Raw genomic sequence first — 26,921 nt, 5'->3', positions numbered from 1 at the left:
TCCTCCGGCATCAGTCGATGATGTGCATGATGACGCTGCTTTCAGGATGGCTGAGCGCAAATTCGCGCAGGCGATAGTAGTGTTCGCTCATGGCGGGGCTGCCGGTTCTGCAGGCGTGGTGGTTCCAGTTCAGCAGGCAGACTGCGATGCCAGCGGCTCCGCTGCTCATCTCCGCGCAGTTGCCATTTAGTTTGTTGAACATGGCCCAGTTATCCTCACTGTTGGGTGCGATGAAGGCACCACCGTTGCTTAGCGTGTAATAATTCCAGTATCCGCCGTTGTAGGCTTCACACAGGCGATCCATCCAGGCGAAGGCGTAGGGCTCCAGCAGCATCTACTGGGGGATTTTGCCGAAGTGCTTGGGCCAGAAGTTAAGACGCTGCTTGTCCGCTACGGGTGAGGCAGTAACTGATGATGTGGTTTGATTCATGATGACTCTTTTTGGCATAAAGCAAAACGCCCCGCTCTTTCGAACGGGGCGTCTGCGGGTGTGATGTCAAGGATGATGAGTCTTCAGTCAGGTAGCGCAAATTCATTGCGTTTGCCGTTGGCTCAGGTAACGGTTAATCGGATACGCCAGCCTTGTCATCAACGGTGATATTGTCAGTGCGGGACAGATTCGAATTGTCATCGTCGAAAACAACGCTGGGGAGGGATGGAGAGGCGACTTGGTTATCGATATATGAGAGGTTCGCAGCTGTTTCAGGTGCATCGGATTACATCAGAAGACGTAACGGCTAGTCTCCCTGATGCGGGTATAGTTCGCGGCTTTGAAAAAAGGTTAGGCTTCCTTCTGGATTACATGAGAAAAAATTCTATCAAAATGATTTTGATCATTTTTTCATATTGGGTTTTATGGTGTTCGTGTTTTTTAACGAGTTATATTATTGTATCTCTTTAGTTTCTTTTTGGTGCTGTGTATATTTTCGTTCTATACACCAGCTAAGATGACAAAGGGACTCTATGTCTACGCATCGTTTTATTCCTCTAGATGTATCCGAATCGGCTGTCGTAAAAGACTCTCGTTCGCTTTTACCTCTTGATGTTTATAAAAAAATTGCTCAATTTATTCGCAAGGCTTTAGACAATCTCCCCGAATCCGCTATTTCACCCGAGCTTAACGCTGTACGTAGCCACAATGCGGTCTCTGTCGATGGTGAGAGGGGGACAGGGAAAACCTCTGTGCTGGTTAATCTTAAAGAGTATCTTCAGCAGGATCACAAAGATTTATTGTTAGATATACATATCCTTAACCCGGTCGATCCTACACTGCTGGAAGATAACGAATCCCTTTTTCTCCATATCATTGTTGCCGCACTACTGTCTGATAGGGCAATAAAATTGGCGCAAAGCCAATCACCGGCCAAAAGCCAAGCGTTAAACAAAAGCCTTGAATCACTCGCTCATGCTTTAGCTTCTGTCGAAACACAGAGTGCTGATTACGGCATGGACAAGCTACGCGCTATGTTCGGCAATCAGCATCTCGCCGACTGTGTGCAGCACTTTTTCAAAACCACTCTAGACCTATTGGATAAAAAGCTTCTGGTATTGCCGATTGATGATGTCGATACCTCTCTAAATCGTGCTTTTGAAAACCTTGAAATTATCCGCCGTTATCTAACAACCCCGTATGTCTTGCCGATTGTCAGCGGAGATCGCGATCTATATCGTGAAGTCACCTGGCGTGATTTTCACGGACGTCTGACCAAAGATTCCCATTATCGTCCGCGCGAGGCTTACGACAGAGCTGTAGATCTGGCTATAGAATATCAGCGTAAGCTGTTGCCGCTGCCGCGTCGTCTGGTGATGCCGGAAGTGAGCGAATACCTGACGGAAAAATCGGATAGAGCGATCAATCTGGAACTTAAAGGAGAGAAATTAATCTCTCTCAATAGTTTCTATGTCTGGTTACAGATATTTATTTCCGGTCCGGTGAATGGCCTCGAAGACAGCCAGCTTTCCTTGCCAATACCCTCGATTCGCGCGCTGACTCAGCTGATTAACCACTGTGGCTCATTGATTCCAGATTTACCCCCTGCAATTCGCAACGCGTCTGATGAATTACAGGTTAAGCGGCTTTGGCAGATGCCAGGGGTAAATCCAAAAGCATTCGATACTTTTTATCAGGAATATCGCCAGCAGAGCATGTCATCCAAACGTGACTATGCACGTGCATATCAGCGATTTTATGATGAGCAACACCAGGCCATAACCATTGAAGAATGCATTCTGGGCAGGGAGGAAATAGACAAATGGGAACAGGCGCTGCTCAATTATTTCCGGTATGAAGTCAAGGCCGGAGCAGTATATCTGGTGCTGCTCGCCAGCAGCTACTGGCAGTCACTGAAAGATAACCGTTCAGATATGGTTGGCCGCTCTGTGCTCGACACGCCGCTGTTTAAACCGCTAATTCACGATACCGGCGATCTTAACCATTTTGACAAAAAATACGATTTTTCTGAATGGATCAATCGCCTGCAGGACCGCTTACCGAATAGCTGGCTTTCCAGTCTGCAATCTCATCACACGATCCTGCCTTATCCAGTGGCGGAAGTCGGAGTGAATACCGCGACTGACTGGCAATATTGGTTACAGGTGCCAGAGGAGGTGAAGGAGCAGGAGGTGGGCGACAAAATTATCTTTCTAGCATCCTTGTCGATGCAGTACAACTTCTATACCAACGCCAAACAGTCACTGATGATGAATATCGGGCGTATTTTTGAAATCGTCGTTGCCAGTCTGTGCGGGGATGTACGCATGATCGATTTACAACGCATCATCCAGAATGCCCCCTTCTTCTCTGCCAGAGCATTGGCACCAACGAAAAATGTCATGGTGACAGAAGAGGCAACCAAGAACAAGTTTGTTGACGAAACGGAGACGAGCGATTTCTATCAGCAGCAGGGTGAGGTTGCGGATATCCAGGAAAACTATCTGTCAGAATTAGTGCATAACATTTCTCAGTGGCGCGAGCGTCACAATCTTGACAATGTGCGCTTTTCACCATGGCTGGTCTATAAGGTCTTCAACAAGGTCTTTAGTCAGGCTGCAAATACAGTAACTTTTCCCAACGGTTCCAGAGATATTGGAAAAGTGCTTGAAAGTATCGGCAAAGCTTTTTATTCAACGTGGTCAGCTTTTGGTAGTTTTGAAAAGGGTCGACTGTTTGGTCTGCCTGAAGTGGTGGCTACAGTAAATTTAAACTCTCCCTATAACTTCGTTAGTAATGACCATTTCAATGTCAATGTCGGACCTTTCGTTGTCAGAGCAGAACAGTCTGCGCCAGCAAAAAGTCAATATGCTGCGAGTACGCGGACGGCCAGCTTTTACTTGGCCGATCATCCTCTTAAACTTTGGATAGAGGAAGCGCTGGCAGTGTTTGCACCCGTCCCCAAAAAACAAACTCCGGACACTGAGGTTAACGATCCTCGTCTCTGGCTACGTGAAAAATTGGGGTTGGAAAAGGATACGCGGCTGACGGATAAGAGAATTGCAGCTTCATTGAAAAATTTTAGTAATAATCAACGTGCGAGTTTATTGAATGAGATGTTCACTTTATATCCTGATGATCAACTGACCAGCCGCCTTAACGATATCATCGACTGGATGAAGGTGGAAAGATAGTGCTCCTACGGTCACTTTCAGAACATGCTGCGGGATGTTTCTACGGTAGCGAACTGCTGGCATCACAGCTGTGGATTTTTTTGCAGCAGCCCGTGAGCAGCAACCAGTCTCAGAATATCCAAGCGTTACAGGAAAGCTGCTATCAACAGTTGATTGAAAGTGTTGATAGTCGCCACCCGCGCCGTTATCGTCTAAACGATATCAGCCAACTGATGGATAAGCTCTGCGATGGGGACCTTTTTCATACGGGCAGACTGCCCTGGCTGACCAAGATTTTTGAACAGTTAATGGTGCGCAACGGCGATCTTATCTGCTATCGCGAAACGGAAGTTCAGGCCTATGCCCGGCTGACGGCTGAGCTGGATCCGACACTGCTGGTAGCGTGGAATCTGAGCCAGTGGCTAGAAGAAAGCAGTAATCCTACGGCAAAGGATATACAGCGTATTGTAGCGGTTCAGGACACCTTTTTTGCACCGCCGGGTAATCCGGTACAACCCTTTGCGGAAGGGCACGTGCATATCGGAGGCGTGACCGCTGACAGCGCAATTCTTGATGAATACCTCTTGGCAAACCCGTCTTCAGCGCTGCCCGAGAGTAAGCGTTCATCCCCCTGGCATCTGCAGCAGACCGCGCAGCTCAATAAGCTACTGGAACGCTTAAGAACATTATTGTGGCTGTTGCTGGATGGCAAAAGTGATGGGCCGGCCACCTGCATTAACCAGCAACCGCAGCGGGAGAATGGCGAGGCACGATTACATCCGTGGCAAGACGAGTGGGTAAATCTCGTTCCACAGCTGTCAATGCCGCTACAAAAAGCCAGACTTCCCGACTGGGAAATGACGGCAAAAATTCATGCCGTAAATGAAGTGGGTTCCCCCGGCTGGCTGCTGAGTCAGTTTGCCGTGGCGATGCAGTGCAACTTACGCGGGCGCTGGTTGTGGCTGCAACTCTATCTTTGCCGTTGTTACCGTTCCACTCAGGCTACACCACAGGTTCGGGTCGCCATTCTCTGTTGGTATCAATCGATGAATGAGTTTCGTCGACGGCTGATTATGGACGGTCAGGGGTTAACCCGGTTCTCTAAACATTATTTTAACGGACCACTGGGCAGGGGGAGCAAGGCATTACGCAAAGACAATATAAGACAATTATTATCAGTTGCCGGCGATGTGGTGGAAATTAAGTCACATCCGGGCGTTTTTAGTGCTGATTTTGCCGCAGATTTTGCCACCACGCTGGCGCAGGAGACGGGTTTCGCACTACCGGAAGCGCCTTATATCTTTGGCGAACATGAAATTGTGCCGGATGCGAAAGTGCATAACTATATGCAGCAGCTTGAGCGCTGGCAGTTTTGCGGCCATTTTTCGCGCTCGGCAATGCCCATAGAGCGTGGTAGGGCCCCAGTCGCTAATATGAAAGCACTATGGAAATCTGCCATCGAATTGATGAAAAAAGCAGACAACACAGCTACCTGGAACCGACCTGAATTTATGATGGGCCATCGTAATCCGCATTTTCATTTTCAACCTGCGCGCTGGTTCCGCGGGCTGGACGTGGCGGGGGATGAAAACGATCTACACATCGAATGGTTTGCGCCGGTGCTACGCTGGCTGCGGCGGGGGTTAATTTCACGTCCTGAGGGTGAGTATGCTTCGGCTGGTTTCCATTTGAGTATTCACGCCGGGGAGGACTATTCCCATCCTCTATCTGGCATGCGCCATATTGATGAGACGGTGCGTTTTTGTGAAATGCGTGACGGCGATCGTTTGGGGCATGCTTTGGCGCTGGGCATTGAACCGCAGTGGTGGATGGCACGCCAGGGCGAGATGATTCTATCAGCAGACGAACATCTGGATAATCTCGTCTGGCTGTGGCATCACGCCGTTACGTTAAGTGGGCGTTTACCCTTGGCGCAACAGGTGCAGCCTCTGTTAGCGCGTAGGATAGCCCGCTTCTTTCCTGCATCTGGCTGGCACAGCGTTTCTGACCTTGCTGACGGCCGTCACTCCGCTCAGCTCCAGCGCGAAAGCGCTGATCCCGAAATCCTGTTTCGCGCTTGGCTACTGCGCAGAAACTGTTATTTTCGATTAACGCAGTTGCATGGCGGTACTCCTCTCAGCACCCTAGAGTTCAGTGCCTTACCTGATTTCAAAACCTTGAAGAGCTCCGATCCTGCGGCGGTACTGTATTCTAAGCGGCACCAGCATCTGTCCGCCGCAACCGCGCAGCAGTTGGTCATTGTGCGTATCGGCGATGAGTGGCAAGCGCAAAGCGACCACATTGCTCTGAGCGGAAAAAGTATGATGGAAGATAGCGCAATGCTGGAGGATGTTGATACCCCGGCAGAGGTGGAATTTATGCATGCAGTGCAGGATTATCTGCTGGATCGGTACGATCGAATCGGCTTGATTATTGAGACCAATCCGACGTCAAACATCTATATCGCCCGGCTTGAAAAGCACCGCGAACATCCTATTTTTCGCTGGAACCCGCCTGATGAGACATTGCTGGCGGCGGGTGAAGTCTATAACCGTTTTGGTTTACGTCGCGGCCCGATGAAGGTGTTAATCAATACTGACGATCCTGGCGTCATGCCTACTACATTACGTACCGAATTTTTATTACTCCGTGAAGCCGCCATCGAATCGGGTATCAGTCGAACGGTAGCTGAGCGCTGGCTGGAACAGATCAGACAGTATGGCATCGAGCAATTCCACCGGAATCACATGCCTGTTTTTACCCCACTTTAAGGTGTTATCAGATGCACAAAGAACCCGTTGTTATCGCCAGTTTTCCGCAATTAATACACTGGTTTGATGACGAAGCCAAAAGGCTATTGGCGAAAAGTGAGCAGGTACGTATGCTCAGTTACCTATTTCGGCGTTTGTCGCTTTATTTCGGCAGTGCACTTTGTTTCTTCATTTTATGCCTAGTGATGACGTTTACCAGGAGTGTGACGCTCGTTATGGTCAATGATTGGTTGAATTCTGTGCCAGAGGCTCTGAGCTGGTGGGCGGGGCTGGTACTGCTGGTTATTAATGTCGCCTCCATTTTGTTTTTTCGCCAGAGTAACCGGATTGCGGCCATCATACTCTCCAGCTTGATTCTAATCGCCTTGATGGCACTATTCTTCGTGGCATTAGATGCCGAACAACCGGTAATCGTTGGGATTTCGCTTGCGGGAAGTGTGACGATCATGGCTTTGATTGCTAATAAAACACTGGGTTTCACTCGCCGTGACGAGCGTTACCAACTGTTTAGCCGCCGTGCTAATTTTTTGGCTACTCTTTATAGATCGCAGCAAGCAATGAACTCTGTCTTTACGCAGGAGAATTTGCAGGAGTTAAAGCAGTTTAACGAAAATCTGTGGAGTACCAAGCAAAGTGATACTCTGAGTGATTCATTCTACCTCCTGAAGAAGCTTGAAGATAAACTTAGCAAAGATTGACGCCCTTCAGCGATCTTTTCCTATCCTTCAGGTTTATAACAAAATCCGATCCATTTTTCGGGTAAGTTTTGCAGTTACTCAAGATTATCCCCTAGGGTTACTTCTGACTCCGCAGCAGGCTAAACTCAGGGAAATACGAAAATGGATACAACGTCTTGAAATGGAGAATTAAATCCTAAAAAAGCTACCGCTGTCGGCCTCGCTCAAAAGTTCACGATAATCGACAGTTTGAGGGCGCAATATCCGATAGCGTCACTGTGCCGGCTGTTTAGTGTTCACCGAAGCAGTTAGCGTGGACTGCCCCCACCCTAGTAGACAATCCTGCCCTATAGTTTGGTCAGATCACACTTTATAGAATGGTAGCACTGACCACTGGTATGTTACTCAATTTATATTTTATCAATAGGTTATCAGCGCTATAAGCCACAAATAATCATAAAAACGTTTATTTCTTACTGCAAGATGAATCGCCACGGATAATCTAGACACTTCTGAGCCGTTGATAATATAGGTTTTCATATTCAGCCGGTGGCATCTGCTCGCTCGAACCATGCCGACGCTTACTGTTATAAAACATTTCGATATAATCAAAAATATCGCTTCTGGCTTCGTCTCTCGTTCCGTAGATCCTTTTCTTAATCCGTTCGCGTTTCAGTAGCTGGAAAAAGCTTTCCGCAACCGCGTTGTCGTGGCAGTTACCGCGACGACTCATGCTGCCTTCCAGACCGTGTGATTTCAGGAACGACTGCCACTCATGGCTCGTGTACTGACTACCCTGATCAGAGTGAACCAGTACCTGCTTTTGAGGATTACGCCTCCACACCGCCATAAGTAATGCGTTCAGGACAATCTCTTTTGTCATGCGGGGTTGCATTGACCAGCCGATAACTTTTCGGGAGAACAGGTCAACCACCACGGCCAGATACAGCCAGCCTTCGTGGGTTCGGATGTAGGTTATGTCCGTCACCCAACGCTCATCCGGTGAGTCCGGATTGAACTGCCGCTGGAGCCTGTTGGGTGTCACGATACTGGCTTCGCCTTTACGTGCTCGTGGGCTACGGTACCCAACCTGAGCTTTTATTCCGGCACGCTTCATCAGCCGCCAGACCCGGTTCACTCCGTACTGCTGTCCGGTATCACGCAGATCGAGATGGATCTTGCGATAACCATAGACGCAGCCAGACTCAAGCCAGAACTGTTTGATTTGCCCGGTCAGCATCTGATCTGTCTGGTGACGCTGCGAATGTGGCTGCTGAAGCCAGAAATAAAATCCACTCGGATGGACATCCAGAACCCGACAGAGCAAACGAACAGGCCAGCAACGGCTGTTGTCGCGGATAAAGGCGTACCTTAGTCGGACAGCTTTGCGAAGTACGCCGCGGCTTTTTTTAATATGTCCCGTTCGTCCGTAACCCGCTTCAACTCTTTCTGAAGACGGCGGATCTCGGCCTGAGCATCTGACTGTTCATTATGAGTGGAAGAATCCGGGCCGTACTTCTTTATCCAGGCGTAAATACTGTGAGTGGTGATATCGAGACGTGTTGCAACACTGGAAACAGAATGACCACGATCAACAACCTGTTTGACTGCTTCAATTTTAAACTCTTCAGGATAACGCTTACCGCTCATGGGCACCTCTCTTTAAGTCATCTTAAATGACTCTGAGGTGTCTGTTAAACCCGTGGCGATTCATTTTGTTATTTAAATCAATTGGTTAATTTTAATTGCGATTTGCTTTTAACCCTAGCGATTTAGACGTATTATTTTGAGATTAATCCACTTGCCATGCATTTCATACCACATTTCAAATGTGAATGGAGAATGATTTTAAGGTTATATATCATGGAGTTATTGAAGTTTCTGGCAGCGATTTTAGTAATCTACTTGTTGTTTTTTAGAAAGAAAAAACGTAAATCTCCAAAGTCTGATGCTTCAAGCCCCGTGAAAGCACCGCCAAAAGAATGGCTCGCTGACATCAAGAAAAAAGAGGTGGTTGTGCGAAACGATGATAGTGAAGACGATAACCTTGCAACTTTTACATTGAGCGGTGGCCGGGGTGTTGAACTTCGGGTGACAACCAATCATTACCGGAACACCTCAAAGTCAGCAGGTGCACTAGCTCGATGGGTACTTCCGGGTGAGATGATAACTGTAGCTGGTGTATCAATTAGCGGTGGCTACATTTACGTGGGGCAACGTATGAAGCCCTCCGGTCAGGAATCAGGCGGCTATTATGACGATGGAAGTGAGGCATCATTAATTGATGACACATGTAAGATAAAACCTACTTCTTATCTTTACGAGGACAGTTCCTTAGGATACTGGCCCAGTTTTTCCTCTCTTTCCCCAGAGGCACGCGGTGCGTATGTCAGTTGGCTTGCCAGCGATAGGTCTGATCCATCGTGTCCTATCGGCTATGTTTTTATCTACCTCTACGGCCTGGAAAGAAAAGCGCTCGTAGATTCAACTGACCCAAAATTCCCTGATGCTGAGTTCCGTAATCTGTTCAATGAAGTCGCTCGGTTAAGATCGGTATTCATTGAGAACCGCTCCTTCCGTGGATATTCGACCCAATTACTCGAAGCCATGTCTATTCTGCGCCCGAACATGGGCTTAGCCACTGAGCTCGATAGCAATTCAGGTTTCAGCAACAGCATGCAATTTAAGCTGGCTCTGGCAAAAACTGTACATGAAGGAGTTCCTGTATCAGCTGAACTGGCGTTGAACTGGGTAATAAACCACACCGAGTATTCGCTGCGTACCCCGGCTCGCCGCTGTGCTAAAGAGTTTGCTGCGCTTTTCAAACGGCGTTACACACTCAAATATGGTGAAGGGATGGTCGTTAAGGCGAATAAAACGCGCCTGAGGTTAGATTACACACCAGCAAGTCCTAGTTTGCGAGGTGTTCGACTTCCTGTTCCCGACCTGCCTGATCCAAGTGCGTTGAAGAGCCCTGTCCAGAAAATTATGGCTCTTGCCGACATATGTATGGATGAACTTGATGCTTATAGTCGCTACCTTGGTAGGAAAGGTACGTCAGTCAATGATACGGCTGCAATTATGTTGCTCCCTTCAGAGATTGTTAATGAAAGCGCAGAAAAAATATTAAGCTCATTCAAACGCTGGGCTGATGAGGCGATCCTCGTCAAGGAGGGGGTTGTCTCAGTTGCTGACTTTTGGGCACATATGAATGCCAGTTGCCCCAATAAGATCAATAAAAAAGAGGCCGATTTGATGCAGGCCTTTGCTCTGAAGATGGGTTACGGTCTGGCACCTGACCCGTATTATCACCATGTGAAGGCGGACGTTGATGGGACACTTGTTCTATTCCCTGCCGCCGAAGGTGGACGCTTCTCACCTTCTCCTGAATTTATCTCAGCCGTAATGACGCTCAGATTAGGGGCGATGGTTGCCTTGATTGACGATTCTCTTGATCAAGCTGAACAGAAAGTGCTTGAGAATGCCATCAACAACAATCCTGGCTTCACCGATGATGAAAAACGCTCTCTACATGCGTATTTAACGTGGCAACTTCATACCCCAGCCAATATGACAGGAATGAAAAGCAGGATTGAGTTGATGGGGGCCGCGGAAAAAGCTGCTGTGGGTAAGGTTATCGTTAGTGTTGCCTGTTCGGATGGGACGATAGCGCCTGCCGAAATCAAACAGCTTGAGAAGATTTATTCAAGTTTGGGGCTGGATCCCTCATCTGTCTCAAGCAATATCCATCAGCATTCCGCAACTGAACATGATCTCGTCTCGTCTGTACCAACTGATCAGACAACAGCAGGGTTCACACTGGATGCTAATGTACTTGCCCGCCACGAATCTGCCACGGATGATGTTCGTAAATTGCTGAACACAATTTTCACCGAAGAAGAACCGGAAGAGCCAGAAAGCGCTCCAGCCTCATCAACGGAGGCGGGGGGGCTTGACTCCGCACATAGCCAGCTTTATCGCAGTTTGCTGGAGAAAGAACAGTGGTCCCGAAAAGAGGCGACAGAATTGTGCGGAAATTTGAATTTGATGCTCGGCGGTGCGCTTGAGGTGATCAATGACTGGTCCTATGCGGTGGTTGATGCTCCAGTACTGGACGATGCCGATGATGATATCTGGGTTGACCTGGAAATTGCCAAAGAATTAGAGGGATAGTGAATGTCTGTAACACGTATAAGAGTGAAAGAACGTGACGCTATTATTCAGTCACTTAAGTCAGGTGTAACGCCAAGGATAGGCATTCAGCATATCCAGGTTGGCCGCGTGAATGAGATCACCGCTCTCCATCAAGATATTGAGAGGATTGCTGACGGTGGTTCAAGCTTCAGACTTATCATCGGTGAATATGGTTCTGGTAAAACGTTCTTTCTGAGTGTTGTGCGCTCTATTGCGCTAGAGAAGAAGCTGGTGTCTGTCAGTGCAGACCTTTCTCCTGACAGACGCATTCACTCATCGGGAGGTCAGGCTCGTAATCTCTATTCTGAGCTTATGAAAAACATGTCCACCAGAAACAAGCCGGATGGTAATGCGTTACTTAGCGTTGTTGAAAGATTCGTTACGGAGGCAAGAAAGGAAGCGGACACGGACGGCTCCGAGGTTTCATCAGTTATTCATAAACGCCTGGCAGCTCTGTCAGATATGGTGGGTGGATATGACTTTGCGAAGGTCATTGATGCATTCTGGCGCGGGCATGAGCAGGATAACGAAACGCTAAAATCCAATGCTATTCGCTGGTTGCGGGGAGAGTACACCACCAAAACTGATGCCCGTAACGATCTCGATGTTCGGACTATTATCTCAGACGCATCATTCTATGATTCTTTGAAGCTGATGAGCCTTTTTGTCCGCCAGGCAGGCTATGCCGGTCTTTTGGTCAGCCTCGACGAAATGGTGAACCTCTTTAAGCTGAATAATACGCAAGCAAGAACAGCGAACTACGAACAGATTTTGCGGATCCTGAATGACTGCCTGCAAGGCTCAGCCGAGAACATTGGTTTTATCCTCGGGGGTACGCCAGAGTTTCTTTTCGATCCGCGTAAAGGTCTTTACAGCTATGAGGCGCTCCAGTCGCGTCTGGCGGAAAACCGGTTCGCGCAAAAAGCAGGAGTGATTGACTACTCATCCCCCACTTTGCATCTTGCCAGCCTCACCCCTGAGGAACTGTATATTTTGCTGAGAAATCTTCGTCATGTTTATGCAGGTGGAGATCCAGAGAATTATCTGGTACCAGATGAGGCACTGACTGGATTCCTGCATCACTGTAGTAAAACCATTGGAGACGCTTACTTCCGTACCCCCCGTAATACCATAAAAGGTTTCCTGGACATGCTGGCCGTGCTGGAACAAAACAGAACGATGAACTGGCAAGCACTAATCGAGGGTGTGGCGATTGAAGAGGACAGGCCCAGCGATATGGATGACGCCACTACGGAGGAAAGCGATGACGACGACGGACTGGCGAACTTCAAACTATGAGCAGAGCCTACGATAGCCTCGATCCCCGCGTCCGTAAGTGGGTTTACAAGCAGGGGTGGTCTACATTAAGGCCCTTGCAGGAGAGTTCTATCCCGGTAATTTTAGCCCGTGATCGAGACGTGCTAATCAGTGCAGGTACAGCAGCGGGTAAAACAGAGGCTTTCTTTCTTCCTGCCTGTTCGGCAGTTGCAGATCTCACGAATGGATTTGGCATCGTCTATATCAGTCCGTTGAAGGCATTGATTAACGATCAGTACCGTCGTCTTGGGAGCCTTGGAGATGCATTGGAAATGCCAGTGACTCCCTGGCATGGGGATATACCACAAAGTAAAAAGAAGAAGGCTCGGACGAACCCTGCTGGTATTTTACTGATTACACCTGAGTCACTTGAGTCATTGCTCATAAATTCAATGGGCTGGCTCAAACAGGCGTTTTCTTCAGTCGCATACATCGTTATTGATGAGTTTCATGCTTTTATTGGCTCAGAGCGTGGTGTACAGCTGCTTTCTCTGCTCAATAGAATTGACCATGTGCTAGGACGCCAGGTAAATCCAATTCCCCGCGTAGCGTTGAGTGCCACGCTGGGGGAACTGGAGAAAGTGCCCGAAATGTTGCGCCCGGACAAACGACTCCCCTGCGTAACTATTACAGATAGTAATAGCACGACCACTCTTCAGGTACAGGTCAAAGGGTACCTGGAGCGAGTGATCCAAAAAGAGGAAGAACTTCAGAGTTCAGCTGAACATGACGTTTGCGCTGACATTTTTAGACTTTGCCGTGGCGATTCTCATTTGGTCTTTGCAAACAGCCGAAAACGCACTGAAAGCATTGCGGCAACGCTGAACGACATGTGTGAGGAACAAATTGTTCCGAATGAATTTTTCCCCCACCATGGTTCCCTTGCCAAGGAATTACGTGAGGCGCTTGAATCTCGTCTTCAGAAAGGAAATTTGCCCACAACAGCTGTTTGTACAATGACGCTTGAGTTGGGAATTGATATCGGTAAGGTTAAGTCGGTTATCCAAGTTACGCCTCCGCATTCTGTTTCCAGTTTGCGCCAGCGTATGGGGCGTTCTGGGCGACGCGATTCCCCATCAGTACTCAGAATGCTAATTACAGAAAATGAGCTTACTGTTAATAGCAGCATTGTTGACCACCTACGGCTGCAACTGGTCCAGTCGATGGCAATGATCAGATTGATGATCTCTAAACAATGGTTTGAACCAGCTGATGTTCAACAGATGCATTACTCCACGCTGCTACACCAGATCCTTGCTATTACCGCACAATGGGGCGGAGTTCGTGCCGATCAGCTCTGGGTACAACTATGCCAGACAGGGCCATTTAGAAATGTAGATTTGAACGATTTTAAAAGTCTGCTTAAACATATGGGAACATGTGGCCTGCTCACTCAACTTGCTAGCGGCGAAATGGTTGTTGGGGCAGAAGGGGAGAAACTGACTAACCATTACACTTTTTATGCTGTGTTCAATACACCAGAAGAGTTCCGCATTGTCACTGGAAACAGAACCCTTGGAACAGTGCCTGTAGATTCCCCACTGCTACCAGACCAACACATCATCTTCGGTGGGCGGCGCTGGAAAGTGACAGAGATTGAGACAGAGAAAAAAGTTATCTACGTAGAGGCGACCAAAGGCGGTCAGCCACCACAATTTAGTGGTGGAGGAATGTCTGTTCATGATGCCGTTCGTCAGGAAATGCTCGCTATCTATAGGGAAGGTGATTACCGCATAGCAATAGGCGGCAAGAAAGTAGATTATGCCGATGCTGCCGCCAGAAACCTATTTGCGGAAGGCTGTAGTAACTTTCAGCGTTATAACCTGCAAAATGAGTATTTTATTACGAGTGGGCAACACTGTTATGTAATTCCCTGGATGGGGGATAAAGTTGTGAATACGATTACAGCCTTGCTCATACGTTGTGGCTTTAAAGCTAATTCATTGGCTGGAGTTATAGAAATTGACGGCTCAAGTATCACTTCTGTTCAACAGGCCCTTAAAGGCCTGCTGTTGTCATACTTGCCCTCAGCGTTTGATCTTGCTGTAAATGTTCCAGAAAAGTACTTAGATAAATATGATGAATATTTACCAGATTTTCTGCTTGCGAAAGGATTTGGGGAAAAAGCGTATGACATTGAAGGCGCGTGTACCTGGCTGAAAGAACATCTTCAGTAAACTGGTTACACAAAAAGGGGGAGATGTTCCCCTTAAGCTTGAGGCCGATTGATGATATCAATTTTTGCTCTTGGCTCGGATCTGCCAGAAATCGAGGTCATAAGGTCTGCTTTGAGCGAGGAGCGGACATTAGCCTTACAAGCATAACTGAACTGTACGCAGGATCTCTAAAATCGAATGGTTCGGTTAAGTGCAGTGCTTACAAGACAAGCATCGCGTGTAGTTTTGGGTGAGATTGATTAAATTATTTTGTGGGGATATGATTCAAACAAAAGATCCTTAAATGAGGTTGTTATGCCATACATTCGAGTAGAGAAAGATGGCCTACAGTATGAAGGTGAGTATTTCTGTGAAGAGAATATGGTTACAGTCTTTGGGGTGAGAGGAGGACAGTCCAGCGTGGTTCTTAATGGGATGACAGAAATCGCTGCTGCTCGTACTGCGTTGCGAAATCTTATTAGAGAAAATCAGATTGATCCTCTAACTGATTAAAAATGGTCCATATTTACTGACGGCCTATTTGAGATATTTTAGATCAAATTTATTCTGAAAGTTAGATTGGAGTGAGAAGCGGGCATCAAACCGTTATCACTAGCAATAAGTTGTTTAAATTAAATAATGAAATAATCAGATGGTAACATAATGGATGAGAACACTGCAATTGGAACAATAAAAATGGATATCACTTAATAAGTGTAGTAAAGTCCATTTTATATATCCCTGTAAATTTATGAGATACTTCCATGAGAACCGACAACTTAAGAATGATTGCGAGTGGGGAATATGTTTTCGATATGTTATTGGATAGTGGTGAATTATACTATACAAGTCACACTTTTGACACGAAGGAAGATGCAAATAGCTGGATGGAAGAGTGGCAAACTTGGGCAAATAGTGTATCGAGTGGAAAAGTAAGTAGTATTTATTATATTTTACAAGCACCTGATACTTGGGCCGGTTCTTCAGATAAAAATAATCCTTATTCGGGGCTTTATGTGAAAATAGGACGTTCCAATAATGTGCTAAAAAGATTATCTAACTTACAAACAGGTACATTTGGTCAATTAATATTACACGCTTTGGAACCTGGTGGATCAGAAAAAGAAAATTATCTACATGAAAAATTTAGCAACGAAAGACGTCAAGGCGAATGGTTTATATGTACTAAAGAACTTACTAAGCATATATTTACAACATGGTTTAGAAATAAGGTGCTCCCACCAGAACATCAAATGAAACTAATGCAACTCGCAGAAAGGATTGGTGTTTATTCGCACATACATAGTCTAATGGGGGGGAAGCCCGATTTAGTAAACCCATCAATTAGTGAACCTTGGGAATGCGAAAAATATGTTTTCGTTGATTTGGTTTATAGCTCTTTAGCAAAACAAGTTAATAATAAATAATAAGTTTTGTTCTTTTAACCATACAGTTAATGATTAATTAATGAATGAGGTGATTTAAAGTTATGAAGTTTTAATAAGTTCCAGAATTTTTTTCTCATCCATTGGTTAAAGAATTATATAATCATATCTGCTTCTGGCACACAGCAGACAAGTACCTGCCGATAAAGGTCTGCTGAGAGCGAGGAGCGGGCTTTTGTCTATTTATGAAGAGAGAAGGAGATAGTAGATCGTCTGAAAGCAGAGAAATAAGTCCAGAGCGTGGCGGCGAACTAACTCATAGAGTGGTCATGAATACGAGCAGTCGCCTGAAATGTTGGGCTACTTGGACTAATTATCGGATATGGTTAAGTGATATCCCAGCTATCAACCGGGAATTGATTTATGCTTTCGCCCCTACATTATCAACGTTCGTAAGTTGTCCCGTCTGGGCGCATGTACATACCATCACTCAGATAAACGTCTTCGCCATCCTCAACACATAGGTCAGAATAAATATCGACCATGCTAGGTTCGACAATATTCGTCGAAATTCCATGAGCATCGTAGAGTTCAAAGAAGCGAGTGACCCATTCCTCGTTGACCTCATCTTGTATAGTTTTGCCTTGATCTATAGTAATGGAAAACATGGAGATGCAATTATTCTGAAAGCGGTCTACTTTTTTCTCAGGTTGAAGATGATTTTCTTGGGCTAACGTCTCAGCGACCGAAAAAAGGAGCTTCTGGTTTACTGGCAGCTTGTATCCGACAGTCAAACCACCCCCAGTGCGAATTCTCTCTTCGGGCCTCGTTGGTGTCTGCACTTCAAAAGAATTACCATCATCATTTTGAGCTAAAAAGCGGACGAAAACCGTGTCTCCACGGACTAACATCCAATCCTTTCCATGTTTTGGTTTCATTGCTTTAACTATCTGAGGTTGTAATGCTGACATGCTCATGGTGTTAGATACCGAAAAGAAAACATGAAAGAGATTATACCGGATAGAGTGTTTTTTTATAGATCCGCTACTCTTGGCGAGCATCACAGAAAAGAGACGCTTCAAGCCAACGTCCGCTCCTGGCACTAAACGGGCTAAAGCAGACTGATTTGATGAGATAAGGGTATAGATGAATTCTCCATACCCTTGAACGATTACTTCCCAGTTGGTTTGCTTGGTTTCAGTCCTGGGGTATTGCCGGGTGTATCCTTATTATCACGTCTGCGTTGATCGGGTTTTCCTGTTGATTTTGCGATTGGTTTTGGACCAAGTTTAAGCCCCATAATCATACTCCTTAGCCATGTCAGAGGTTATTCCTCAGTGTGGATATAAGGGGAGCGGTAAGAAGTATCAAGCTTGGATGGGCGGTGAAAAGTGACTGCTTGACTATTATGTGAGCAATGTCAGATTTTAACACATAGCGGCCAGCCCATTACTGAAGTTAGCCAAGAATGAGTCGCGATGAGCCCTCAATAATGAGGGCCACCTCGGAGATTGTTAGGCTGATTTCGCCAATTGCCGATGCAGGACCTGAAGGCTAGTTCCCGCCCCTGTCCATGCAGCAGCCGAGCCGACCACATACAGGTTTTGCTTGGCGCGTGAGACGGCTACATTGATTATGTTTGGTGGGCTTGCCGCCCACTGACGTGCCCTTTGCTGACTCGCTTTCGGCGCACCCAGCAACAGGATTACCGTGTCCGCCTCTCGACCCTGGAACGTGTGGATTGTGCCTACACGATCACGGCACCATTCATCCAGCTTTACGCCGAACGTTCGAAGCAGATCAGTTTCACTGTCGAGACGCCGACGCATGTTCTGCTCTACGATCTTGAATGGTGTGATGATAAATACGTCCGGATTTGTAATGCCCGATGCTGCCAGCTCTTTGAGCATTCTCACAACCGCTTCGCCCTCGTCGGGACACCACTTCGTCTCAGCATCGCCATTGATATCCACCCAGTGAGATCTCCCCAAAGCCGAGCCGATAGATCCGGGTTTTTTAGGCCCGACAGCATGGACCATCTGCCCGGCATAGGCGATGGAGTTAGAAACATCAAACATTGGGTTCTGGCAACGCCTGTGAACGAGCAATGGCAGCCCGACTTCTCGATCACCTACGTCCATGACGAAGGTGGATTTGAAGCGCGATGCCTGATCAGCAAGGGTCTGTGTAGATGCTGCGGGGGCAGACCATTGGACTTGGTCAATGTCAAAGAACTTGCAGATTTCGGCGTTCAGCTTTTCAGGAAGTGAAACTACAGGTGGGATTTGCAACGGGTCACCTACCACGATGGAGCGCTTTGCCCGCATGATAGCTCCAACTGCTGCCTGAGGAACGGCTTGGCCCGCTTCATCTACCAGAAGCCAACCAATGCTCTCTGGTGGCAGATCCCCGAACATCGTCCGAACAGAGGCGAATGTCGTGGACACGGTCGGCACAACCACGAAAAGGCTTGACCAAAGGTCGGGGAGAAGTTCACGGTGAGCGGAAGACTGGAAGGCACCAGCTACCATGCCTGACATCAATAACCCAAGATTGTGTTGCAAGCGGCTGGCCGAAGCATCGATGAACGTTTTATGCACAGTCAGGGCAGCGGCGAAAAGATCCTCCCGCAGGCAATGAACCTCATCGGGAAGCCATGGTGCAGTGAGGTGGATAGACTCGTGCTCGCGTTCGAAGAACCTCTCATCAACGACCCTGTCTCCCATACGGTTTCGTGCCTGTGCCTCGGTTGCCTTCAATTTCGAGACAGCCTGACATTTGCTGGAAATTTCCTGGTCGAGTTGCTGTAACTGGGACTCAGTATTGCTCCACTCAGCCCTTGCAAGCTCTAGGGCACCGTCCGTCCCCTGCGCCCGTATGACTGATTGCTGCAAGGTCGCCGAGAGCTTCTGCAGTGTCGATCTCCACGACTTCCAGGCCGCAGTCGCAAACAAACGGGAGAAGAAACCTGGACGGCAAGCAAGATGGCTGTCGAGCATGATCTTGTCCTGCTCGATCTGCGATTTTGCCTTCTCATGCTCTCGTTGGCAGGATTCAGCAGTCTTGTGTGCTTCTTCGACGGCTTCATTCAGACTCGGTCGACGCTGTTCAGCCCTTTGAAGTTCGGTGATCGCTCCCTTGAGCGCCTGGATATCCCGTCGCATCTCTTCGATGCTGGCGATTTCGGCGTCTATCGTCTCCTTAAGTTTAAGAAAGGCGGTTCGCGCTTTCTGCCAGGCCGCCGCAGCATCCGCTTCGTTGGTGCTGGGCCGCTCATTGACAACCACGCTGGGCATCACGCGATCGATGGTTTCGCCAGTTCGCTCGTCCTTGATCTCACGCATGACATTTATGCCGCGAGCTGCTTTCAGGTAGGTAAGGAAACCACCGTCTTCATTCCACCAGAAACCTTGCTGAAACGCGCCTCGGTTGCTGCTCTTGCCGAGAGCTGCGGCGATCAACCCCCAGGTTTCGACAGTGTCGGAGGGGATGCCCCCCTCGGCCTCGGCTTCGAAATAGCCGGCGCGTTTGGGATTCGCAATCAGGTCGCTGATGGACCGGAAGTAGGCGATCTGTTCATGGCGACCATTGGCTTCCTTGAGAGGAAGCTCTTTACTGACGTTTTCGACTGCTTTGTTATTGGAGGAGGCTACGACGATCTCATGGCCCTTCAAGGATGCATGTAACTTGTAGAAGTGCAGGAATGCATTGGAACCGAATGCCAGCTTCTCGCCTGTTGTGGAAAAGGCATCCTGCGGTTTGTTGAAGCCGGACATCGCCGTGGCTCGATCGAGAATGCATCCAACGACGATATCCCGGAGAAGAGTGGTCTTTCCGGTTCCCGGAGGCCCATTGACGCCGATGATACCTGGAGCATCATTCAGCTCAGCACGCGCCGCATTCACGGCAGCCTGTTGAAGCAGCACCAGTGGATGGCCGCCTTTCGAAGGCCAACGAGCCTGCGGCATGAGCGACGGTGCGACGAACGGCTCAACTGCGGAAATGGGCGATAGCACGTCGATTTTCTGGTCAGGTCTGCCAATTCCCATGTAGCGGCGCAAACCGGTTCCGGCTTTGCCCGTCTCGAGCAATTTGGTTGCTTCACCGAGATCTTCAAGATAGAAGGAATTCAGTAACGAAGGTTCAGGCGGCGCCTTAGCCTTGAAATGATGAAACACCTTAATCGCGAATGTGGGTGGCTCAACCAAATGCTCGGGTACACTGAACTGCGATACAAGCCATTTATAAGCGTTATGAACAACATTCAGATCGATCGGTATGGGTTCTCCATCTTTGTTGTGATGGCGAACCATTCGATCCAGATGCTCGATAATGCGCGGCTCAACATTCGGCCAATTTCCTAAACTCCCAAGCTTCAGATCGAGAGCCGGCTTGAGTGCCCAGGCAAAACTGGACACGGCAACGCCTTTGTCCTCAAGCACAAAGCCTTCTTTGTCGATCAGGATCGAGCCGATGGCCGCTTTCTTACCGTCCGGGCGTGAACGCTCCTCATCCTCGCCAAAAACCTTGACCAGCTCGTCCGTCGCCTTGTCGAGAGCGATGGAGCCGAGGATGACCTCGAAATAAAGCTTATAACTGGGCTTGCTGCGGGCATTTGGTCCCCATGGAACACCTCGCTCCAATAGAGCAACCCTAGAGCGGTCGCCGGTTGCCATATCCTCTGGGCATTTATAACCTTGAGGCGACAGTGCTTCGAGGGCTGTCCATGCTGCCAGTATTGCTCGCGCATCATTCGCCTTACCTGATGGAGAAAAAGACGGGATCGGACCAAGGTCGATTTGGTCTTTGTCGAATTGCTCTCGTATGGCAGAGTCTGGGATGGCCTTCAGTTGCAGTTGCTCTTCCGCAGCAGGCGAATTGTGGGGCACAACTCGAGAAGATTGAATGGACACCGAATCGGGATGGCGTGATGATGGGCTGGAAGCCGACATGGCGACCACGCTGTGGCCGCTAAGTGCAAATAGAGATTGCTCGATTTTAGCCGTCAGCGTCCGCGCCCTGGCAGTGTTGCGAAAGGTCAGCTCGCTCAACAACTGTTCAAGTTCGCTAACATTGTTGCTGGACTGCTCGAAGATTGCTTCCAGATCGAAGATTGATTTTTGCGCATACTGCCGTGTCTTCATTTATTTCTGCGGCTCCATATCCCTTCAATTAAGAGATATTATGCTAATTAGCTTGATTTCTAAAACTATTAGCTTTCGCTTGAAATATAAATTCTCATCTGGCCCACTACTAAAGTGGGAACTGTCATTAATTATCCGTCATCCCGCTAAACGCTCTCCCCTCATACCTCTCTCAATCATACTTCCGCGATCAGCAGCCATAACAAAATCAGCCCACCATTGCATCATCGATCGCCGTTGCTCAAGGTAATCACTGCGGTTATAAGCGCGACGTACCTCATTTTTGTCTACATGAGCCAGTGCTGCTTCAATCACATCAGGCGGAAAACCTTGCTCGTTGAGAGCTGTACTGGCAATAGATCGCAAACCGTGTGAAACGAGCACCCCGCCAAAACCTGCGCGTTTAAGCGATGCGTTAACGGTTTGACTGTTCATCGGCTGGTTTGGCTTGATGCGGCTGGGAAAGATAAATTCTCGATTTCCACTTAACGGCTTCATCATCTCCAGTATCGCAATTGCTTCATCTGACAATGGAACAGTATGGTCGCGGTTCATTTTCATGCGTGCTGCATGAATCTTCCATTCTCGGGCTTCTAAGTCTACTTCATCCCAGCGAGCTTCAGCCGCTTCGGCGGGACGGGTGATAGTAAGAAGTTGCCACATGAACAAGCAGCGTGTTGAAAGGCTAATGCTGGCTGTTCGCATCGTTTGCATCAACTGAGGCAACTGATCCGGGCGAATACTTGGCATATTCTTCTTCTGCGGCTTCTCAAATGCCTTGCCAATGTTGACACTGGGTACAGCATCAATCAGGCCTGTGTTCTGGGCATATATCATGACTTCATTGATACGTTGACAAAGACGACGAACGGTTTCTAGGGCCCCTCTGGCCTGAACAGGTTGAACGGCCTGAACCAGTGTATGAGCTTTAATATCTGTGACGCTAACGTCGCCAATCGCAGGAAAGACATCTCTCTCAAGAGAGCGCCAGATATCTTCAGCATAGTCCTCTGTCACACTAGCTTTCTTCACATTCCACCAACGCTCAGCCACGAGTTGGAAAGTATTGGTTTTGGCTTCCAGCGAACTGCGAAGTTGTTCTTGCCGATGCTCCTGTGGATCGATTTGTTTCGCGAGGAGTGAGCGAGACTCTGCCCGGTAGTTTCTGGCATCGGCAAGTGTAACTGACGGGTAGGGGCCGATGCTCTTCTTCGCACGTTTCTTGGTGACAGGGCGAATGTAGCGAAATTGCCAGATTTTACTCCCGCTGGATTTGATGAGTAGCTCAAGGCCATCGCCATCATAGAGAACGTAGTCCGCTTCCTTGGGTTTAGCAGATTCGATTTCTTTAACGGATAGAGGTTTGGTTTGTCTTGCCATTGCCGGGTTTCCATAGTTTTAGGCACCTCAAAAACAGTAAAGCTTTATGAGGTGCCTAACAAGGTGCCTAAAAGGTTCGGATTTAATTAGTTGGCATCGGACTTCGCGGGACAAATTACAGGCACAAAAAAGCCCGCAGGGCTTGCGCCGTGCGGGCTCTTAGGACTTCATCGGATGACTCTGGTAATCACCGATGGAGAATTTTGGTGGAGCTGGCGGGAGTTGAACCCGCGTCCGAAATTTCTACATCCTCGGTACTACATGCTTAGTTTATCTTTACATTCGCACGCCAGCTGCGGACAAACACGCCACTAACGAACTAGCCTGATTAGTTTTAACGCTTCAACCCCAGGCAGGGTTTCCACGCGATCTCTTTTGGGTTTGACCTCTCTTTGATCCCCGTCTTAAGAGCGGAAGCTAGGGAGAGAGGGCTCTTAGCAGGTTATTAAGCTGCTAAAGCGTAGTTTTCGTCGTTTGCGACTATTTTTTTGCGGCTTTTAACGAGGCAAACCGCCCCTCGGCATGCACCTTGGGTTTCGCAAATCCCGTCGAATCCAGAATCAGCCCCAATAGTGTTGAACTCAGTATACCAGATTTCACTTCCTCGATACCAGCCCGAAACGCTAACTTATTGAATAGTACAATAAGCGCGCAGAATCAACGTCCTGCGTTTTTCATGATACGTGCTTTGTCGAGCTGCCACTCGCGTGCTTTCAGGTCAGTACGCTTGTCGTGCTGTTTCTTACCTTTCGCCACGCCGATTTTCACTTTGCACCAGGCGTTTTTCCAGTACAAAGAGAGCGCAACTACGGTGAAGCCTTCGCGATTGATGCGTCCGTAGAGGGATTCCAGTTCGCGCTTGTTCAGCAGCAGCTTACGGGTGCGGGTTGGATCGCAGACGTAATGTGAAGAGGCGACGGTCAGCGGCGTAAAGTTCGCGCCGAACAGGAAGGCCTCACCGTCTTTCAGGATCACGTAGCTGTCGCCGATATTGGCTTTCCCGGCACGCAGCGATTTTACTTCCCAGCCCTGCAACGCAAGGCCAGCCTCGAATTCTTCTTCGATGAAATACTCGTGGCGAGCACGCTTGTTGAGCGCAATGGTCGCCGAACCAGGTTTATGTGCTTTTTTCTTCGTCATAAGTGTCGTAAAGCCGTCGGTAATCTGATTTTAAAAAGTCACCTCATTGCGTCCTGTGAGGTCTAACGCGCTATCTTAGCACGAGATAAGGCTTAGCGTTTTTTTAACAGGTGATAAATGTTATTATTTGTCTGTTGTGTGACCATGGAAAATGCTATGCCTCAGATTAGCCGTACTGCGCTTGTTCCCTACAGCGCGGAACAAATGTATCAGTTAGTGAACGACGTTCAGTCCTATCCGGAATTTATTCCAGGATGCACCGGTAGCCGGGTGCTGGAATCCGGCCCGACTCAGATGACTGCGGCCGTGGATGTCTCCAAAGCGGGGATCAGCAAAACGTTCACCACGCGCAATACCCTGACGAGCAATCAGAGTATTTTGATGCATCTGGTGGATGGTCCGTTTAAAAAACTGATGGGAGGGTGGAAGTTTACGCCACTGAGCGCTGACGCCTGCCGCATTGAGTTTCATCTGGATTTTGAATTTACCAATAAGCTGATCGAACTGGCGTTTGGCCGAATATTTAAAGAGCTGGCCTCGAATATGGTTCAGGCGTTCACCACGCGCGCCAAAGAGGTTTACAGTGTCGCATAAGATTGCTGTTGAGGTGGTGTATGCGCTGCCGGAGAAGCAGTATTTGCAGCGCGTGACGCTTGAAGAGGGCGCCACCGTTGAGGCGGCTATCCGGGCCTCCGGCATCCTTGAACTTCGCCGTGATATTGACCTGGCGAAGAATAAAGTCGGCATTTATAGCCGTCCGGTTAAGCTCGGTGATGTGCTGAAAGAGGGCGACAGGGTTGAAATCTATCGTCCGCTGATTGCCGACCCGAAAGAGTTGCGCCGTCAGCGAGCAGAGAAATCCGGTAAATAGCCAAATAAACATACACAAAAAAGGTGCTCATTGAGCACCTTTTTGCGTTGCTGACGCCTGATTATTTGGTCAGGGCAGGCTTGTTGTCGATGTTGGTCAGCACTCCGGCACTGCTGAAGGTCAGCGTCAGGGTTTGCTGGGTCACATCTTCATGACCAGGCTGCTGGCGGAATACATAGAACCAGGTGTTTGTGCCGAACGGATCGGACATCATCGGGGTTCCCAGGGCATAAGCGACCTGCTGTTGTGTCATACCTACGCGGATTTTGGACACATCGTTAGGAGTAAGGTAGTTCCCCTGGTTGATGTCAGGACGGTAAACCACTTTCTCCAGAGTGGAACAGCCTGCGGTCAACATCAGAAGAACCGCTGCGGCAGCGGTCAGCGTTTTACAGCGCATAGTGATTTGATTCCTTTTCGGGCCCGAGCAGTACGCGGCTCATATGTAATATGCCGATGATAATAGACCTTGCCCCACTTTGAAACTGGTCTGGCGGCGTTTTTGTTGTTCTGTATGACCCTGAGATCCCGAAAAAGTTTATGCCGCCAGCAGTTCTTTCGCATTCGCGAGCGTATTACGGGTGACTTCACTGCCCCCCAGCAGGCGTGCCAGCTCCTGCAAGCGTGAGCGTTTATCCAGCGGCTTCATGTGCGTTTCCGTCATTTCGCCATCGGTTTCCTTGCTAACGATAAAGTGGTGATGACCACAGCCGGCGACCTGCGGCAGGTGAGTCACACACATAACCTGCGTCGATTCACCCAACTGACGCAGCAGTTTGCCGACAACGGCCGCGGTCGGGCCGCTGATACCCACATCCACTTCATCGAAAATCAACGCCGGGGTTTCCATTTTACGGGCGGTAATCACCTGAATGGCCAGGGCGATACGCGACAGTTCACCGCCGGAAGCCACTTTCGAAATCGCCTGTAAAGGCTGGCCTGGGTTGGTGGTGACGCGGAATTCTACGCGGTCTGCGCCTTCCGCCGTCAGGTGATGCTCTTCAAAGCGAACATCAATAGTGAACACCCCATGCGGCATCGCCAGCGTATGCATGCTGTCGGTAATATGCTGGCTAAGCTCCAGAGCATAGTGCTGTCGCACGTCGTGCAGCCGTTTCGCCGTTTCCAGCGCCTGCTGATGATGCAGATTAACCGCCAGAGACAAGGTTTCGAGGGAATCGGCTTGATCGTCCAGCTGCTGCTGTTCCTCCAGCAGAGACTGATAGTAATTCGGCAGCTCTTCCGGGGTAACGTGATGCTTACGCGCCAGTGAAATCTGACGGGAGATGCGTTGCTCAAGCTCGAACAGACGGTTCGGGTCGAGATCCAGACGTTCACAGTAGTGGCGCAGCTCATCCCCGGCTTCTGAAATCTGAATTGCGGCCTCTTCCAGCATTTCCAGTACGCCAGAAAGCTTATTGTCCATGCCGGTCAGTTCGGTCACAAGCTGACGCACGGTATATAGTTGGCTCTGCAAATTCACGTCTTCGCCATCCGCCAGCATGTTCAGGGCATTCTGACTGATGGAAAGCAGCTGACCGCTGTTGGCCAGACGCTTGTACTCCTCGTCGATTTGCTCAAATTCACCCGCCTGAGGGTTAAATTCGTTCAGCTCTTTCAACTGATATTCCAGCAGCTCGGCGCGCGCGGTACGCTCCTGGCTTTGCTGTTGATGCTGCGCAAGTTCGCGGCAGCTTTGATGCCACTGACGATAGTGCTCAGCCATGAGTTGAGTAAGCGCGTACTCACCCGCATAGCCATCGAGCAGGGCTTTCTGCTGTTCGGGTTTGATTAGCTGCTGGTGCGCGTGCTGACCATGGATCTGGATGAGCAGCTGGCCCAGCTCGCGAAGCTGGGAAAGGGGAACCGCTGTACCATTGATAAAACCGCGGGAGCGGCCGTCACTGCTGATGACGCGACGAAGTAAACACTCACGTCCATCTTCCAGCTGGTTCGCTTCCAGCCAGCGCAGGGCGGCAGGCGTGTCTTTTAACGAGAAGCGGGCGCAGAGATCGGCACGGGCCGCACCTGTGCGCACCATATCACCCTCTGCACGACCGCCGAGGCACAAGCCGAGGGCATCAATGGCAATGGATTTACCTGCACCGGTTTCACCGGTAATCGCCGTCATTCCGCTATGGAAGTCGATCTCAAGCTCACGAACAATGGCAAAGTTGCTGATGGTCAGTTGTGCCAGCATAATTGTTTTCCTGTATGAAAAACCATAACTGTGTTTGTATACAGTATAAACTGGTTTTATATACAGTAAAGCGCTGGATGTAA

Annotated in this window: 18 protein-coding genes and 1 other RNA gene; 10 read left to right on the top strand and 9 right to left on the bottom strand. The window is 48.8% G+C overall.

The window, feature by feature from the left end; genetic code table 11:
* Positions 1 to 10: 10 nt before the first annotated feature.
* Complete coding sequence (locus L2Y28_RS16595) at positions 11 to 334, bottom strand: antirestriction protein (protein WP_022649085.1); 324 nt, start codon at positions 332 to 334, stop codon at positions 11 to 13.
* 629 nt (positions 335 to 963) lie between these two features.
* On the opposite strand from L2Y28_RS16595, the gene rdrA reads away from it, so the two are divergent.
* The 3 genes from rdrA to L2Y28_RS16580 all read left to right on the top strand — a co-directional run bounded on the left by rdrA (position 964) and on the right by L2Y28_RS16580 (position 7,072).
* Positions 964 to 3,624: an antiviral RADAR system adenosine triphosphatase RdrA gene (gene rdrA / locus L2Y28_RS16590; RefSeq protein WP_022649084.1), complete on the top strand. Its 2,661-nt coding sequence runs from the start codon at positions 964 to 966 to the stop codon at positions 3,622 to 3,624.
* A gap of 92 nt (positions 3,625 to 3,716) precedes the next feature.
* On the top strand, positions 3,717 to 6,374 hold the full coding sequence (gene rdrB, locus L2Y28_RS16585; RefSeq protein WP_227746616.1) for an antiviral RADAR system adenosine deaminase RdrB: 2,658 nt from the start codon (positions 3,717 to 3,719) through the stop codon (positions 6,372 to 6,374).
* Between the two features lie 11 nt (positions 6,375 to 6,385).
* A complete protein-coding gene (locus L2Y28_RS16580) occupies positions 6,386 to 7,072 on the top strand; it encodes a hypothetical protein (RefSeq protein WP_022649082.1) in 687 nt (228 codons plus the stop codon).
* Positions 7,073 to 7,553: 481 nt separating this feature from the next.
* Here L2Y28_RS16580 and L2Y28_RS16575 read toward each other — a convergent pair.
* Positions 7,554 to 8,701 (bottom strand): IS3 family transposase gene (locus L2Y28_RS16575; RefSeq protein WP_088263183.1). Its coding sequence is split into 2 segments (ribosomal slippage): positions 7,554 to 8,464 and positions 8,464 to 8,701, totalling 1,149 coding nucleotides; the frame shifts between segments, so codons are not numbered across the junction.
* Between the two features lie 213 nt (positions 8,702 to 8,914).
* Here L2Y28_RS16575 and L2Y28_RS16570 point away from each other — a divergent pair.
* The 5 genes from L2Y28_RS16570 to L2Y28_RS16550 all read left to right on the top strand — a co-directional run bounded on the left by L2Y28_RS16570 (position 8,915) and on the right by L2Y28_RS16550 (position 16,145).
* Entirely contained in the window at positions 8,915 to 11,224 is a 2,310-nt protein-coding gene (locus L2Y28_RS16570; RefSeq protein WP_022649079.1) for a TerB N-terminal domain-containing protein, read from the top strand.
* A gap of 3 nt (positions 11,225 to 11,227) precedes the next feature.
* The gene (locus tag L2Y28_RS16565) at positions 11,228 to 12,544 is read left to right on the top strand and encodes an ATP-binding protein (protein ID WP_022649078.1); all 1,317 of its coding nucleotides are present in this window, start codon (positions 11,228 to 11,230) and stop codon (positions 12,542 to 12,544) included.
* The gene (locus L2Y28_RS16560; protein ID WP_022649077.1) at positions 12,541 to 14,739 is read left to right on the top strand and encodes a DEAD/DEAH box helicase; all 2,199 of its coding nucleotides are present in this window, start codon (positions 12,541 to 12,543) and stop codon (positions 14,737 to 14,739) included. The genes L2Y28_RS16565 and L2Y28_RS16560 overlap by 4 nt, the downstream gene beginning before the upstream one ends.
* Positions 14,740 to 15,033: 294 nt before the next feature.
* Positions 15,034 to 15,231 (top strand): hypothetical protein, encoded by a 198-nt coding sequence (locus tag L2Y28_RS16555; RefSeq protein WP_022649076.1) that lies wholly within the window; start codon positions 15,034 to 15,036, stop codon positions 15,229 to 15,231.
* Positions 15,232 to 15,482: 251 nt separating this feature from the next.
* Positions 15,483 to 16,145 (top strand): GIY-YIG nuclease family protein, encoded by a 663-nt coding sequence (locus L2Y28_RS16550; protein ID WP_022649075.1) that lies wholly within the window; start codon positions 15,483 to 15,485, stop codon positions 16,143 to 16,145.
* Positions 16,146 to 16,546: 401 nt separating this feature from the next.
* On the opposite strand, the gene L2Y28_RS16545 is transcribed toward L2Y28_RS16550, so the two are convergent.
* The 5 genes from L2Y28_RS16545 to smpB form a co-directional block, all read right to left on the bottom strand.
* Complete coding sequence (locus L2Y28_RS16545) at positions 16,547 to 17,185, bottom strand: hypothetical protein (RefSeq protein ID WP_014226448.1); 639 nt, start codon at positions 17,183 to 17,185, stop codon at positions 16,547 to 16,549.
* A gap of 432 nt (positions 17,186 to 17,617) precedes the next feature.
* The gene (locus L2Y28_RS16540; protein ID WP_022649073.1) at positions 17,618 to 21,247 is read right to left on the bottom strand and encodes an ATP-binding protein; all 3,630 of its coding nucleotides are present in this window, start codon (positions 21,245 to 21,247) and stop codon (positions 17,618 to 17,620) included.
* A 138-nt stretch (positions 21,248 to 21,385) separates the two neighbouring features.
* Entirely contained in the window at positions 21,386 to 22,627 is a 1,242-nt protein-coding gene (locus L2Y28_RS16535; protein WP_022649072.1) for an integrase, read from the bottom strand.
* Between the two features lie 204 nt (positions 22,628 to 22,831).
* Positions 22,832 to 23,195: a transfer-messenger RNA gene (gene ssrA, locus L2Y28_RS16530) on the bottom strand.
* A gap of 89 nt (positions 23,196 to 23,284) precedes the next feature.
* On the bottom strand, positions 23,285 to 23,767 hold the full coding sequence (gene smpB / locus L2Y28_RS16525) for an SsrA-binding protein SmpB (protein ID WP_003863115.1): 483 nt from the start codon (positions 23,765 to 23,767) through the stop codon (positions 23,285 to 23,287).
* Positions 23,768 to 23,923: 156 nt separating this feature from the next.
* On the opposite strand from smpB, the gene L2Y28_RS16520 reads away from it, so the two are divergent.
* A complete protein-coding gene (locus L2Y28_RS16520; protein ID WP_003863117.1) occupies positions 23,924 to 24,361 on the top strand; it encodes a type II toxin-antitoxin system RatA family toxin in 438 nt (145 codons plus the stop codon).
* A complete protein-coding gene (locus L2Y28_RS16515) occupies positions 24,351 to 24,638 on the top strand; it encodes an RnfH family protein (protein WP_003863119.1) in 288 nt (95 codons plus the stop codon). The genes L2Y28_RS16520 and L2Y28_RS16515 overlap by 11 nt, the downstream gene beginning before the upstream one ends.
* 61 nt (positions 24,639 to 24,699) lie before the next feature.
* Here the strand turns inward: L2Y28_RS16515 and bamE are convergent, their stop codons facing one another.
* Positions 24,700 to 25,038, bottom strand: a complete 339-nt coding sequence (gene bamE / locus L2Y28_RS16510) for an outer membrane protein assembly factor BamE (RefSeq protein WP_003863121.1) — start codon at positions 25,036 to 25,038, stop codon at positions 24,700 to 24,702.
* A 138-nt stretch (positions 25,039 to 25,176) separates the two neighbouring features.
* A complete protein-coding gene (gene recN, locus L2Y28_RS16505) occupies positions 25,177 to 26,838 on the bottom strand; it encodes a DNA repair protein RecN (RefSeq protein ID WP_022649071.1) in 1,662 nt (553 codons plus the stop codon).
* Between the last annotated feature and the right edge of the window lie 83 nt (positions 26,839 to 26,921).

The organism is Enterobacter sp. JH25 (assembly GCF_021725435.1).
GTDB classification, from domain to species: Bacteria; Pseudomonadota; Gammaproteobacteria; order Enterobacterales; family Enterobacteriaceae; genus Enterobacter; species Enterobacter intestinihominis.
Note: the sequence above shows the minus strand (reverse complement) of the source record. Positions and strands in the feature narration are given on the sequence as shown.